The organism is Streptomyces sp. NPDC000878 (genome assembly GCF_053599695.1).
Window position 1 is genome coordinate 58,143 of sequence record NZ_JBSFMT010000039.1, and the last position, 12,825, is coordinate 70,967.

General features: G+C 70.6%; 15 protein-coding genes. 7 read left to right on the plus strand and 8 right to left on the minus strand.

The genetic code is table 11. The annotated features are described in order from the left end of the window. Positions 1 to 3,141, plus strand: a complete 3,141-nt coding sequence (locus ACWDR4_RS29595; RefSeq protein ID WP_450413155.1) for a phage tail tape measure protein — start codon at positions 1 to 3, stop codon at positions 3,139 to 3,141. After that, positions 3,141 to 3,509 (plus strand): hypothetical protein, encoded by a 369-nt coding sequence (locus ACWDR4_RS29600; protein ID WP_450413156.1) that lies wholly within the window; start codon positions 3,141 to 3,143, stop codon positions 3,507 to 3,509. The genes ACWDR4_RS29595 and ACWDR4_RS29600 overlap by 1 nt, the downstream gene beginning before the upstream one ends. Positions 3,510 to 3,555: 46 nt before the next feature. Here ACWDR4_RS29600 and ACWDR4_RS29605 read toward each other — a convergent pair whose 3' ends face one another. Next, complete coding sequence (locus tag ACWDR4_RS29605) at positions 3,556 to 3,816, minus strand: GntR family transcriptional regulator (RefSeq protein WP_450413157.1); 261 nt, start codon at positions 3,814 to 3,816, stop codon at positions 3,556 to 3,558. A gap of 156 nt (positions 3,817 to 3,972) precedes the next feature. Here ACWDR4_RS29605 and ACWDR4_RS29610 point away from each other — a divergent pair, with 156 nt between their 5' ends. Next, positions 3,973 to 4,173 (plus strand): hypothetical protein, encoded by a 201-nt coding sequence (locus ACWDR4_RS29610; protein WP_450413158.1) that lies wholly within the window; start codon positions 3,973 to 3,975, stop codon positions 4,171 to 4,173. A 360-nt stretch (positions 4,174 to 4,533) separates the two neighbouring features. Here the strand turns inward: ACWDR4_RS29610 and ACWDR4_RS29615 are convergent, their stop codons facing one another. Genes ACWDR4_RS29615 through ACWDR4_RS29640 form a run of 6 tightly spaced genes read right to left on the minus strand, consistent with a single transcriptional unit; the run spans position 4,534 to position 6,958 of the window. Beyond that, positions 4,534 to 4,869, minus strand: a complete 336-nt coding sequence (locus ACWDR4_RS29615) for a hypothetical protein (RefSeq protein ID WP_450413159.1) — start codon at positions 4,867 to 4,869, stop codon at positions 4,534 to 4,536. After that, positions 4,866 to 5,381, minus strand: a complete 516-nt coding sequence (locus tag ACWDR4_RS29620; RefSeq protein WP_450413160.1) for a hypothetical protein — start codon at positions 5,379 to 5,381, stop codon at positions 4,866 to 4,868. The genes ACWDR4_RS29615 and ACWDR4_RS29620 overlap by 4 nt, the downstream gene beginning before the upstream one ends. A 17-nt stretch (positions 5,382 to 5,398) precedes the next feature. Next, positions 5,399 to 5,530: a hypothetical protein gene (locus ACWDR4_RS29625; protein WP_450413161.1), complete on the minus strand. Its 132-nt coding sequence runs from the start codon at positions 5,528 to 5,530 to the stop codon at positions 5,399 to 5,401. Beyond that, positions 5,527 to 6,327, minus strand: coding sequence for a hypothetical protein (locus tag ACWDR4_RS29630; RefSeq protein WP_450413162.1), 801 nt, complete (start codon positions 6,325 to 6,327; stop codon positions 5,527 to 5,529). Before ACWDR4_RS29630 ends, ACWDR4_RS29625 begins: the two co-directional genes overlap by 4 nt. Then, a complete protein-coding gene (locus ACWDR4_RS29635; RefSeq protein WP_450413163.1) occupies positions 6,324 to 6,680 on the minus strand; it encodes a DUF6907 domain-containing protein in 357 nt (118 codons plus the stop codon). The genes ACWDR4_RS29630 and ACWDR4_RS29635 overlap by 4 nt, the downstream gene beginning before the upstream one ends. Continuing rightward, entirely contained in the window at positions 6,677 to 6,958 is a 282-nt protein-coding gene (locus ACWDR4_RS29640; protein ID WP_450413164.1) for a hypothetical protein, read from the minus strand. Before ACWDR4_RS29640 ends, ACWDR4_RS29635 begins: the two co-directional genes overlap by 4 nt. A gap of 281 nt (positions 6,959 to 7,239) precedes the next feature. Here ACWDR4_RS29640 and ACWDR4_RS29645 point away from each other — a divergent pair, with 281 nt between their 5' ends. The 4 genes from ACWDR4_RS29645 to holA all read left to right on the plus strand — a co-directional run bounded on the left by ACWDR4_RS29645 (position 7,240) and on the right by holA (position 12,047). Then, positions 7,240 to 9,771: a ComEC/Rec2 family competence protein gene (locus ACWDR4_RS29645; protein ID WP_450413182.1), complete on the plus strand. Its 2,532-nt coding sequence runs from the start codon at positions 7,240 to 7,242 to the stop codon at positions 9,769 to 9,771. Positions 9,772 to 9,775: 4 nt separating this feature from the next. After that, complete coding sequence (locus ACWDR4_RS29650; protein WP_450413165.1) at positions 9,776 to 10,615, plus strand: arylamine N-acetyltransferase family protein; 840 nt, start codon at positions 9,776 to 9,778, stop codon at positions 10,613 to 10,615. A gap of 31 nt (positions 10,616 to 10,646) precedes the next feature. Then, positions 10,647 to 10,892, plus strand: a complete 246-nt coding sequence (locus ACWDR4_RS29655; RefSeq protein ID WP_450413166.1) for a hypothetical protein — start codon at positions 10,647 to 10,649, stop codon at positions 10,890 to 10,892. Between the two features lie 165 nt (positions 10,893 to 11,057). After that, a complete protein-coding gene (gene holA / locus ACWDR4_RS29660) occupies positions 11,058 to 12,047 on the plus strand; it encodes a DNA polymerase III subunit delta (RefSeq protein WP_450413167.1) in 990 nt (329 codons plus the stop codon). A gap of 424 nt (positions 12,048 to 12,471) precedes the next feature. Here the strand turns inward: holA and rpsT are convergent, their stop codons facing one another. Beyond that, positions 12,472 to 12,738, minus strand: coding sequence for a 30S ribosomal protein S20 (gene rpsT, locus ACWDR4_RS29665; RefSeq protein WP_450413168.1), 267 nt, complete (start codon positions 12,736 to 12,738; stop codon positions 12,472 to 12,474). Between the last annotated feature and the right edge of the window lie 87 nt (positions 12,739 to 12,825).

A 12,825-nucleotide genomic window follows, 5' to 3' on the forward strand; every position in this document is an offset into this window, starting at 1 on the left:
GTGTCACTGACCGTGGGCGAACTCCGGGCGATCATGTCCGTCGACGACCGCGCTGTGAACCCCGGCCTACGCCGTGTCGAGAACGCCCTCCAGAACTCCGGGCGCCGCATGGGCAACGACGCCGAGGACGCAGGACGACAGGCTGGACAGAACCTCGGAGAAGGGCTCGCCGACGGAGCCGACCAAAGCGCGAGCGGGCTCGGGGAACGCCTCAGCGGAACCTTCGACAAGATCAAGGGACTCGCCGCCGGAGCAGGCCTCGCCGCCGGAGCGGTCCTCATGTCCGGACTGCAAGAGGCCCTCGACCAGTCGCAGATCACCGCCGTCGCGACTGCCGGCCTCGCCGACACACCCGCGCAGGCCCAGCGCTACGGCCAAGCCGCCGGCCAGCTCTACAAGGACGCCATCGTCGCCGACTTCCAGTCAGGCATGGACTCCATCGCCGCTGTCGCGAAGTCCGGCCTGGTCCCTCCGGACGCGACGGTCAGCCAGCTCGCCACGATCGGCACCGCGGTATCGGACCTGTCGACGAAGTACGGCGAGGAGAACAGCCGGATCGTCCGCGCGGCTCAGAAGCTGCTGGTGACCGGGCTCGCCGGGTCATCAGCGGAGGCGTTCGACCTGATCGCGAAGGGGTTCACCACCTCAGCGAACCAGGGCGAGGACTTCCTCGACACGATCAACGAGTACTCGGTGCAGTTCAAGCGGGTCGGCCTGGACGGGAAGACCGCGTTCGGTCTGATCGACCAGGCCATCGACGCGGGCGCCCGCGACAGCGACCAGGTCGCGGACGCCATCGGCCAGTTCGGCGAGAAGGCCGTCGCGGGCGGCACTGCCGTGGACGGCGCGTTCAAGTCGATCGGCGTGAACGCGGACACCGTCCGGGACAAGCTCGCCAAGGGCGGGAAGTCTGGGCAACAGGCCCTCCAGATGACCTTGGACGCGCTGCGGGGCACGAAGGACGAGACGGTCAAGCTCAACGCCGCGACAGCCCTGTTCGGCGACCCCGGGACCGTGATGGGGGACGCACTGTTCGCCCTCGATCCGGCCGGCGCCGCCGCCTCGTCCGGCATGGACAAGGCCCGTGGCTCGATGAAGAACCTCGGGGACGGAATCAGGTCCGGACCCGCGTACGAGGTGACCAAGTTCAAGCAGAACCTGCAGCAGAACCTGGTGGAGTTCCTGGGCGGGAGGGTGATCCCGGCGCTCGGCAAGGCCTTCGGGTTTGTCCGTGAGCACTCCACTTCATTCAAGATCGCGGGCGCTGTCATCGCCGGTGTCCTCGTCCCCGCCTTGGTCCTGATGGGGGTCACTGCGACCGTCGCAGCCAGCCGAGTCGTGTGGGGGTGGACGGCCACCGGCGCGGCCTCGGTCAAAAGCGCCGCGATCCAGGTTGGTGCCTCGCTCCGTACGGCGGGCGCCTGGGTGATGATGCAGCTTCGCGCCGTCGGCGCGTTCGCAGCGACGGCAGGGGCAGCGGTACTGAACGCCGCCCGTACTGCCGGTGCGTGGCTGCTGGCCGGTGCACGGATGACCGCAACTTTTCTGGTTGCGGTGCTGCGCGTGGCAGCGGTGGCGATCGCTCAGTTCGCGATGATGGCCGCGCGGGCGATCGCCTGGGCGGCGGTCATGGCCGCACAGTGGCTGATCGCCATGGGCCCGGTGGGCTGGGTCATCGCCGTGGTCATCGGCCTCGTTGCGCTGATCATCGCCAACTGGAGCACCATCCAGAAGTGGACCGGCAAAGTCTGGGACTGGGTCTGGAAAAAGATCCAGAGCGCGATTTCGATCGTCCTGTCCGCCGTCGCCTTCCTCGGCCGGCTGCCCGGGATGGTCAGCGGCTACTTCGGCCGGATGAAGGACGCCGCAGTCCGCAAGGCGTTGGAACTGGTCAGCTGGATTAGGGGACTGCCCGGGCGCATCAGCTCCGGGCTCGGCTCGCTGTCCGATCTGCTGGTCTCCAAGGGCGCGGACGTGGTCCGCGGCCTGTGGTCCGGCATCCAGTCCATGGGCGGTTGGATCAAGTCTCAGCTGATCAGCTGGGCGAAGTCGGTGATTCCGGGCCCGATCGCGAAGGCGCTCGGGATCGCGAGCCCGTCCAAGGTCACCAAAGCGCAGGGTCGTTGGATCGCCCGAGGTCTGATCGCCGGGCTGACCGGGTCGACGAAGGAGGTCAGGGCGGCTTCCCGGAAGCTCGCGGACATCATCGCCGACAGCCTCAAGCCCGGGAAGAGGCGTTCCAAGGCCCTCGGCACGCTGGGGTCGGGCACGAAGCAGCTCCTCGCCCTGGCCAAGCGGGAGGAGAACCTCGCGGCCCGGCTGAGGACGTCCACGAAGCGCCTGGACGACCTGCGGCAGGCCCGCCAGAAGCTCGCGGCGGACGTCGCCAAGGGGGTGCTCGACTCCGCGAACATCACGTCGCAGGACACCGGCGGCTGGCCCCAGACTGCCGAGTCGATTCTCGCCAGCCTGCGGGCGGACACGGTGGCCGCGCAGGCCTTCGCGAAGAACCTCGCCACGCTCCGGAAGAAGGGCGTACGCGCGGACCTGATCTCGCAGATCGCGACGGCGGGCGTTGAGGGCGGATCTTCCGCCGCTGCTGCCCTGGCCAACGCGAACTCGGGCCAGATCAAGCAGATCAACAGCCAGCAAGGCGCCCTCGTGAGGGCTGCGAACCAGGCAGGGGCGACCGCCGGGGACGCAATGTACGGAGCTGGTATCCGGGCCGCTCAGGGCCTCGTGAAGGGACTCCAGTCGCAGCAGAAGGCCATCGAGCGCCAGATGCTGACCATCGCGCGCGGCATGTCGAAGGCCATCCGCGCAGCCCTCGGGATCAAGTCCCCGTCGAAGGTGATGGCGCTGGTCGGCCAGTACACGGCACAGGGCCTGATCAAGGGTGTCGACGGGCAGCGGTCCGCAGTAAACCGGTCCATGGCCTCCCTCGTCGAAACGCCAACGGCCGGGTCGTGGGACATGGCGCCCGCGAGCGCGCGCAGGGGCGCCGTGAACAAGACGGTGATCGAGTTCCGGGTCGACCAGCGGCAGGAGAACGCGCACCTGCTCAGCCAGATGCGCCGCGGTGTCCGCAAGGTCGCCGGGCCGGACGTCGATTTCGCGTTCACGGGCAGGAGGAGTGGGTGATGAACGGTCGGAAGGCGAAGGAGCGGCGCCGTGCTCTGCGGGTCCGCAACGAGCAGCTGCTCGCCAACGCCCGCCAGGAGACACCCCGGCTGGTGTCGGCGCTGCCCGACATGGAGCTGTGGCAGCGCGGCCGGTTCACGTTCTACCTGCCCACCTGCCACGACGATCTGCCGGACGAGCTGAAGCAGGCCGTCACCACGCACCGTACGGCCACGCTGGAAGGCGCCTGCCCGTCGTGTGAGCTGACGACCCTGGTGTCGGAGGCCGGCCTGGTGGTGACCCGGCACGAGCAGGTGTGCCCAGCGCATCCCGACCGCCTGGTCGAGCTGGGTGCACGGCTCGGGGTCGAGGTGAACCGGCGAGAGTGAACGCGAGGTTCGCGTTCTCGAGGGCCGTCGCTTTACGCGGCGGCCCTCACCGCTGCCCTGGGTCCTCCGTCAGCGGTTGGTCGACGACGAACGAGCCCATGCCGCGCACGGTGTAGATCACGCCCTCCTCCCGGAGGTTCGCCAGCACCTTCTGAGCGGTGTCCACTGCGACGCCTGTCTCACTGACGATCTGTTGCACCGATGGGACGCGCGATCGCGGCGGGTACGTGCCGTCAGCGATCCGCGTACGGATCACCTCGGCAATCTGCTCCCACTTCGGGCGGTCCTGCGCCCACTCCTCGATCATGAGTGCACGGTAGGCAGGGGTCCGGCACGCCCGCGATCGGTAGAAGTTGGCTGTATGTGGGGGTGCACTACCCCGCACTAGGGGTAGTTTCGCCACATGAGATAGCCCCCGCGCCGTGTCACCGGCCGGGGGCGTGGACGACTGGTTGGAGTCGACGTGACAGAGAATCCCACACCCGCACCCGCGCAGCCCACCCCCAGCAGCTACGGGTACTGCGCCTGGCACCAGGCGCACGCCTCAGGTGTCCGGCTGATCCAGGTACAGGAGCAGGGCAGCGGTCCCGGTGGCGGCGCGTTCGCGTGCCGGCCGTGCCGTGAGTCCTACGGCCTGGTCCCGTTCGCCGACCGGCCCCTGTGAGCGGTGACGAGAAGTCCCCCGAGTGCGGCCTCGGTGCACACCACTACTGCACCGGCCCGAAGGTCATTCGGCGTGAGGGGGCGCCTGCCTGGGAAGTCCCCATCATGATCCTGCGGTGCGGCTGTACGTGCCACAGAGCTCCGGGCGGTGTTCCGCCCGGAGGCGGGGCGGTGTGATGTGTGTCCGCCGCCCCGTAGCGCTCGCCCCCCGTGGGGCTTGAGCGCGACCGCCCCGCCTTCCTTCTGGAGGGCGGGGCGGTTACGTTGCCGGGTCACTGCGGGTGGCCGCAGTCCTTCACCCACCACCCGCACGTCTTGCAGTAGTCGTAGGTCCGGACGACGAGGATCAACAGGCGTTGGATCATTCGCCGTTCACCTCCTCGCGCGCTACGTGCACCGTCCACGTAACCCCTTCCGGGCCCTTCACCACTCTCGTGACGACAGGCTCCCCAACTGCGAAAACGTCGCCAGAGGGGGCAACCCCTTCCGGTGGGGGAGTGGCGGACGAATCGGACATTCGCCGTGCCGAGCGCCACAGCAGCAGCGCCCCCACGATCCACAGGGAGAGGATCCCGACGGTGGGCGAGGCGACGAACACCGCAGCGACCGTGACGCCCGCGAGGACGACCAGCACGCACCCGCCCGCTGCCCGCGACGGCTCCTCTTCGGGCTCCTCGGGCTTCCTGCGGGCGCTCACTGGAATGCCCCGTAGACGATGCCCGCGACCCAGTTCGCGGCCTGCGCGAGCGGCACCGCGGCGAACCCCGCGACCCCGGCCGACGTGCCGAGGGTGATGCCGCACCAGGCGCCTCGCTTCAGTACGGCCGACTCCTCCTCGCCGGCCTTCTTCACGGCCGCGATGAACCCGACGGTCAGGATCAGCACCAGGCAGTTCCCGGGCCCCGTCAGCGGTACGAACGTGGCACGGGCTGCGAGCTGGCCGCTGCGTTCGCCGACGCCCCACACCAACGCGGCGTCGCCGAGCCAGTTGGACAGGCCGAGGACGGCGCTGGACGCGGTTCCGATGAGCCCCGCGACCCCGAGGGTGGTGAGGCAGCCGTAACACCAGGAAGCGAGCCAGGGCAGCAGTTTCTGAGCGTGCTTGATCGGGTCTTTCATGAGGCTCTTGCGGCCGGGCCACCAGGTGACGACGCGGTGGATGAGGAGACAGAGGCCGACGGTGACGCCGCCGTAAGTCACATAATTCATGGGGTGCATGGGGAGCCTCAGCGGAGGATGGCCACGGTGAGCGCGGCGAGGGTGACGATGAAGGCGACGGACCCGGAGATGCGGGGCACGTCGTGCAGCGCGAACAGGGCGAGCAGGGCGGACAGCCCGAAGAACGCGGCGAGGATCACGAGCCGTCGCGGGCCGCTCGCAGCAGGCGCCGGCCGTAGCCGTCGCTCACGTCCAGGCGCTGGCCGATCTCGGTTCCGGTGAGTTCCGGTTCCGACTCCAGCCAGTTCCGTACGGCCGTGACGCGGGCCTCGAAGGTGGTGTTCTGGCTGTCCTCGGAGAGGATGTCGGCGGCGCCGGTTCCGGCGAGCGGAACCAGGGGCGGAACTGGTTCCGGTGCTGGTTCCGCTGCGGTTCCGCCGATCACTTTCGCAGCGTCGCGGAAGTGATTGTCCAGCAGGTCAGGGCCGGTTCCGCGCGTTGTTCCGCCGGTTCCGTTGAGGAGTTCCGGCAGGGGTGCCCAGGGGCCGAGGACGGGCGCGACGGGTACGGCGTCGACGGGTTCGGGGGCCCGCTCTACGGTGATCGGTTCCGCCAGTTCCGGCGGGGCGGAACTCGGTTCCGGCGCCAGTTCCGGCACGGCGTCTACCGGTTCCGGTGTGGCCTCGCTGAGCCTGTGGACGCGCCACAGTACGAGCGGGGCGATCGCCGACACCGCGACGACCAGGCCCACGGACACCGGCAGTAGACCGACCGCCACGAGGTGACTCGCGGCGTTCACCGCGACCAGGACGACGACGACGACCAGGACGTCACGCCGGGCCCGGAGCGCGGCGAGCGCGTACACGTCCAGCGCGGCCGGCACCCCGGCAGCGACGTACGTACCGAAGCCGCACGCGACGGCGAGTTCGTACTCAGCAGACGCGAGGACGACGAGGACCGCCAGGAGCGCGGCCCACAGCAGGGGGTCACGCTTCACCGCGCACCCCCGGCGAGGAGTACGGCCAGCTCCCGGGCGAGGTGCCGCAGGGCAGCGGCGTGCTCGACCAGGACCGCCGCCAGGGCGTCCAGGCCGTCAGGGTCCAAGGCCTGCGTGACCATGGACACGGACACCCCGGGCTCGCGGCTGAGGCCGTCGGCGTACGGGGACTGCTCAAGGCTCGCGATGCTGATCGGGAAGCCCTGGAAGGTCAGGTCGACGGCGGGCCCGAGGTGGAGGATCTCCGCCCGGTAGCCGCCGGGCTGGTGGTTGCCGAGGCACCAGGCGGGTTCGGGCACGGTGATGGGTCCGTGGTCGCGGGTGTGCACGGTGACCGTGCGGGCCGCGCTCATCGGTCGGCCTTCGTGCGGTCGGTGTTCCAGTGCTGGTAGCCGGTCGGCGGGTGCTCAGCGAGGCGCTCGCGCAGGTACGTGGTCGTCCACTCGGTGCCGAGGGGGTGGCCCTCCAGCGTGCTGCGGAGGGCGATCTTCGCGTGCATGGCGCGGTCGTTCAGGATCCGGTCGTGCGTCTCGGTGTCGCCGACGGTCGCGGGCGACGGGATGTCGAGGGCCTCAAGGACGGCCACGAGCAGATCGCGCACGGCGTCGGCAGGCGGCATGGGATGATCCATGGATCCGGTCTCCTGGTTTGGTCAGGTAGGTCGGTCAGGCCCTCGGTCGGTGCGTCCAACACCACCGGGGGCCGCTTCTTTGCATTTTTGCTAGGTAGTTGAGTACCTGTAGGCGACCGTCGCTTCGCCGACCTGCGAAATCTCGTGCAGCCATGAGCCGGGTGCCTGATGTCCATGACGGTCCGTCCGGGCGTGCGGTGGCCGGTGACGTGGACGGCGAGCCCCGCACCTTCGACGACCAGGTCACGCCCGACGGTCGGGAGGCTCGCGCCCGCCAGCCCGTGCACGCTGCCTCGGGGAAACGGCTGGGGGAGGCCAATCCCCGGCAGGAAGGGCCGACGGACCTGCGGTTGGTGCCGCCCGCGCTGGCGGCCTGGGCGACGGCGGCACTGACGTTGGATGTCTCGCCCGGCTGGGTGACGGGCGTCGCGGTCGGCTGTTCGGTCGTGGCCGGAGCGCTTCTGCTGGTACGTCGTACCTCGGGGAGATCCGGTCTGCCGTCGCCGGGACAGCCCAGGTGGGGCAACTGGTCACGGGTTTCCGTGGCCGCCGTACTGCTCTGTGTCGCCGCGGCGGCCGTCTCCGCCGGGCTGCACGGGGCCGATCTGCGGCGGGGGCCGGTGCCGGGGCTGGCGCGGCAGTACGCCGGTGTGACGGCAGAGTTGGAGGTCACCTCCGACCCACGCCTCACCCGGCCCCGGATCCAGGGCGCTCATGCCGCGCCGAGTGCTGTTCTGCTCGACGCCGATGTCCGGCGCGTGGAGGAAGCGGACGGGGGCACGGTGGCGACGCGGACACCCGTGCTCGTGATCGTCGATGTGGGCGCGGAGAAGGGGAAGAAGGGGCAGAGGGGACCGTTCCGGCGGGCGGCGGAGGCCCGTTCGCCCTGGCTGGGGCTGTTGCCGTCCACGCGGCTGCGGGCGACCGGACGGCTCGTGCCCGCGTTGACGGGCGGTGACCGGGTCGCGGCCGTGCTGCGGGTACGGGACCCGGCGGCGCCGGAGGTGGTGCGGGAACCGTCGGCGGCACAGCGGTTCGCGGGGCGGCTGCGCGCGGGGCTGCGGGACGCCACCGACGGGCTGCCGGCGGATGCGCGGGCGCTGCTGCCCGGACTGGTCGTCGGGGACACCTCACGTGTCACACCCGAGCTGGACGAGGCGTTCAAGGAGACCGACCTCACGCATTTGATGGCCGTCAGCGGGGCGAATTTCACCATCCTCCTCGCCCTGCTCATCGGCCCGCCCGCCCTTGCCCAGCAGGTCGAGCGGCGGGGCCTTGCACCCCGCCTGGGCATCTCCCTCCGGGCGACCGCACTGCTCGGCGGCGGGCTCACCCTGGGATTCGTCGTCGTGTGCAGACCCGACCCGAGTGTGCTGCGGGCGGCGGCCTGCGGCTCCGTCGCGCTGCTCGCCCTCGCGACCGGGCGCCGCCGGTCACTGGTCCCGGCGCTGGCGACGGCGGTGCTGCTGCTGGTGCTGTACGACCCCTGGCTGGCCCGGAGTTACGGCTTCCTGCTCTCCGTCCTCGCCACCGGCGCCCTGCTCACCCTCGCGCCCCGCTGGAGCCCGGCGCTGCGCAGGCGCGGGGTGCCGCCACGGCTGGCCGAGGCGCTGGCCGCCGCCGGTGCCGCGCAGGCCGTGTGCGCGCCGGTCGTGGCTGTGCTGTCGGCGCGGGTGAGCCTGGTGGCGGTGCCGTGCAACCTGCTCGCGGAGTTCGCCGTCGCCCCGGCCACGGTGCTGGGCTTCGCGGCGCTGGCCACGGCGCCGGTGGTGATGCCGGTGGCCAAGGCGCTGGCCTGGGGCGCGAGTTGGCCTGCCGGGTGGATCGCGGACATCGCCCGTACGGGAGCGGCGCTGCCCGGCGGGGGAGTGGACTGGCCGGGCAGCTGGACGGGCGCGCTGCTGCTGGGGCTGTGCATGGCGCTCGTCGTGTTCGCCGGTGCGCGGCTGCTGAAGCATCCCTGGTGGTGCGCGGCCTGCGGGGTGCTGTTGCTCCTGGTGGTGGTGCGGCCGGCGCCCCTGACCAGGGCGATCACGGGGTGGCCGCCGCCCGGGTGGCGGTTCGCGATGTGCGACGTGGGGCAGGGCGACGCGACCGTGCTCGCGGCAGGGGAAGGCACCGGTGTGGTCGTGGACGCCGGGCCCGATCCGGCCCTGGTCGACCACTGCCTGCGCGAACTCGGCATCACCAAGGTCCCCCTGGTGATCCTCACCCACTTCCACGCGGACCATGTCGCGGGGCTGCCCGGCGTACTGCGCGGGCGCTCGGTGGGCGCGATCCAGACGACGGGGTTCGAAGAGCCGGAGGACCAGGCCGAGTTCGTGCACAGGGAGGCGGCTGCCCGGCGTATCCCGGTGACGCGTGCCGTCGCCGGTGAGCGGCGGCGGACGGGCACCCTCGACTGGGAGGTGCTGTGGCCGGGGCCGGCGTCGGCACCCGAGCCGGAGGGCGCCAACGACGCCAGTGTCACACTGCTCGTACGGTCGGCCGGGCTGCGCCTGCTGCTCCTCGGGGACCTGGAACCCCCGGCCCAGCGGGCGCTGTTGAGAACTCCGGCCGCGGCGGGGCTGCGTGGCGTGGACGTCCTGAAGGTCGCCCACCACGGGTCGGCCTATCAGGACCCGGACCTCATACGGGCGGCGGCCCCGAGGCTGGCGCTCATCTCGTGTGGCGCGGACAACACGTACGGGCATCCCGCGCCCAGCACGGTGGCGGCGCTCAGGGACGGGGGAGCCGTAGTGCTGCGTACGGACGAGGACGGGGCGCTGGCGGTCGTCGGAGCGGGCCGGGAGCTGGGGGTGGCGAGAGACTGAGGCCATGGACTCCGCACAGGCTGATGCCTACCTCCGCAGGCTCGGCGCCGAGCGCCCGGCACGGCCCACCCTCGACGTGCTGCGCGAGCTGCAGCTGCGGCACCTGATGACGGTGCCCTTCGAGAACCTGTCGATCCATCTCGGCGAGAAGATCGTGCTGGAGGAGAACCGGCTGCTGGAGAAGGTGGTGGGCGCCCGTCGGGGCGGGTTCTGCTACGAACTCAACGGTGTCTTCGGGGCGTTGCTCACGGCGCTGGGCTTCGACGTCACGCTGCTCGCGGCGCGGGTGTACGGGGACGAGGGGCGGCTGGGGATCCCGTACGACCATCTCGTGCTGCGGGTGAGGGTGCGGGCTGTGGATGGCGGTGACTGGCTCGTTGACGTGGGCTTCGGGGCGCACAGTCATCATCCGCTGGCGATGGGGGAGCGGGGGGAGCAGGAGGATCCGGGGGGTGTGTTCCGGGTTGTCGAGGCGGGGGCGGGGGCGGAGGGGGTGGGGGAGGGGGAGGGGGACCCCGGGGATCTGGACGTGGTTCGGGACGGTGGACGGCAGTACCGGGTCGAGTTGCGGCCCCGGGTGCTCGGGGATTTCGTGGCCGGGGCCTGGTGGCACAGCACTTCGCCGGAGTCGCACTTCACGCGGTCGCTCGTCTGTTCGCGGGTCACGGAGGACGGAGGGAGGAACACGCTCAGTGGCCGTATTTTCACGGTGACGGCGCCTGGTGGGGAGAAGGAGGTGCGGGAGCTGGGGGCGGACAGTGAGGTGCTTGCCGTGTACCGGGAGCGGTTCGGGATCGAGCTGGCCGGCGTGCCGAGCGTTCGGGAGGCTGGTGGGGGCGGCTGAACCGAGCTTCGGGGTAGCGGAAAATGGCTCCGTGAGCGATGTGAGACATGTGCTGGTGCTGCCCGACCGTGATGCCGCCGAGGACGTGGTGGAGGCGCTGCGTGACCGGTTCGGCCTTGCCGAGGAGCCGCAGCTCGTACGGGACGCGCTGGCCGGTGAGGACGATGCCGAGGACGCTCAGTGGCTCGTGGTGCTGCGGGACGAGGCGGGGCGGCTGGATGCGACGGAGCTGGACGAGTTCGTGGGGGAGTGGGAGGGGTGGCGTGAGGAGCCGTAGCCGTAGTTGTAGCTGTGGGTCGTAGCCATATCGGTTGGTCGTAGCCGTATTTGTGGGTCGTTGCCGTACCTGTGGGTCGTAGTTGTGGTCGTGCCGGTTCGTCGGGGGTTTCGGTGAGGCCCGTGGGCGGCGGTGTTGTCAGTGGCTCGTGGGATGCTTTCGGGGATGGCCAAGAAGACCGCACATGACGACCCTCTCGCCCCCGTCACGCTTGCCGTGGGCCAGGAGGACCTCCTGCTCGACCGTGCCGTGCAGGAGGTGGTGGCCGCAGCCCGGGCCGCCGACGCCGACACGGACGTACGAGACCTGACCTCGGACCAGTTGCAGCCGGGCACGCTGGCCGAGCTGACCAGCCCGTCGCTGTTCGCCGAGCGCAAGGTCGTGGTCGTACGCAACGCGCAGGATCTGTCGGCCGACACGGTCAAGGACGTGAAGGCGTACTTCGGGGCGCCCGCGGAGGAGATCACCCTCGTGCTGCTGCACGCGGGGGGAGTCAAGGGCAAGGGGCTGCTCGACGCGGCGCGCAAGGCGGGGGCGCGGGAGGTGGCGTGCCCCAAGATGACGAAGCCGGCGGATCGGCTGGCGTTCGTGCGGTCGGAGTTCCGGGCGACCGGGAGATCCGCCACGCCCGAGGCGTGCCAGGCGCTCGTCGACTCGATCGGGAGTGATCTGCGGGAGCTGGCGTCCGCGGTGAGTCAGCTCGTCGCGGATGTCGAGGGGACGATCGACGGGGCGGTGGTCGGGCGGTACTACACGGGGCGGGCGGAGGCGTCGAGCTTCGAGGTCGCCGACCGGGCCGTCGAGGGGCGGGCGGCGGAGGCGCTGGAGGCGTTGCGGTGGTCGTTGTCCACCGGGGTGGCGCCGGTGATGATCACCAGTGCGTTGGCGCAGGGGGTGCGGGCGATCGGGAAGCTGTCCTCCGCGCGGGGTGGGCGGCCGGCGGATCTTGCTCGGGAGCTGGGGATGCCGCCGTGGAAGATCGATCGGGTGCGGCAGCAGATGCGGGGGTGGACTCCGGATGGGGTTGCTGTGGCGTTGCGGGCGGTGGCTGCGGCGGATGCAGGGGTTAAGGGGGGCGGGGATGATCCTGAGTACGCGTTGGAGAAGGCGGTTGTGGTGATTGCTCGGGCTGCTCGGTCTCGGGGGCAGCAGTAGGGGGTGGGTTTTCTTCGCCCCCGCCGCCCCTACCCGTCCCATCCCGTTCCTGGGGGCTGCGCCCCCAGACCCCCCTTCGGCCTGAACGGCCTCGTCCTCAAACGCCGGACGGGCTGAAATGCCCCGCCCGTCCTCAAACGCCGGACGGGCTGAAATGCCCCGCCCGTCCTCAAACGCCGGACGGGCTGAAATGCCCCGCCCGTCCTCAGGCGCCGGACGGGCTGAAATGGCCTCGCTCGTCCTCAGGTGATGCACCGAAGGCCCCGACCGATGTCGGGGCCTTCGGGTGAAGCGTGTTGCTGGTGGCTTCCACGCCCGCGTGGCGAACGCAGGTCGTGCGTGGGAGCCGGGGTGCCGGGTGGGAGCGGATGAGAGGGCCCGCTCTGGTCCCTCCGGCGGTTGTTCAGATCAAAGAACGGGAGGTTCAGCCCTTGAGGGTGGTGACCTTGGAAGCAAGCGCCGACTTCTTGTTGGCGGCCTGGTTCTTGTGGATGACGCCCTTCGAGACGGCCTTGTCGAGCGCACGCGCGGCAGCGCGCTGAGTCTCGGTGGCCTTCTCGACGTCACCCGCGGCAGCGGCCTCGCGGGCCTTGCGGATCGCGGTCTTCAGGGAGGACTTGACGGCCTTGTTGCGCAGCCGGGCCTTCTCGTTGGTCTTGATCCGCTTGATCTGGGACTTGATGTTCGCCACGAATGAGCCTCTACAGGTTCAGGCACGGGGCCGCTCGGGTCCCGTACCGATGATTTTCCAGAAGATGTGCCTCGCGCTGAGAGGGCA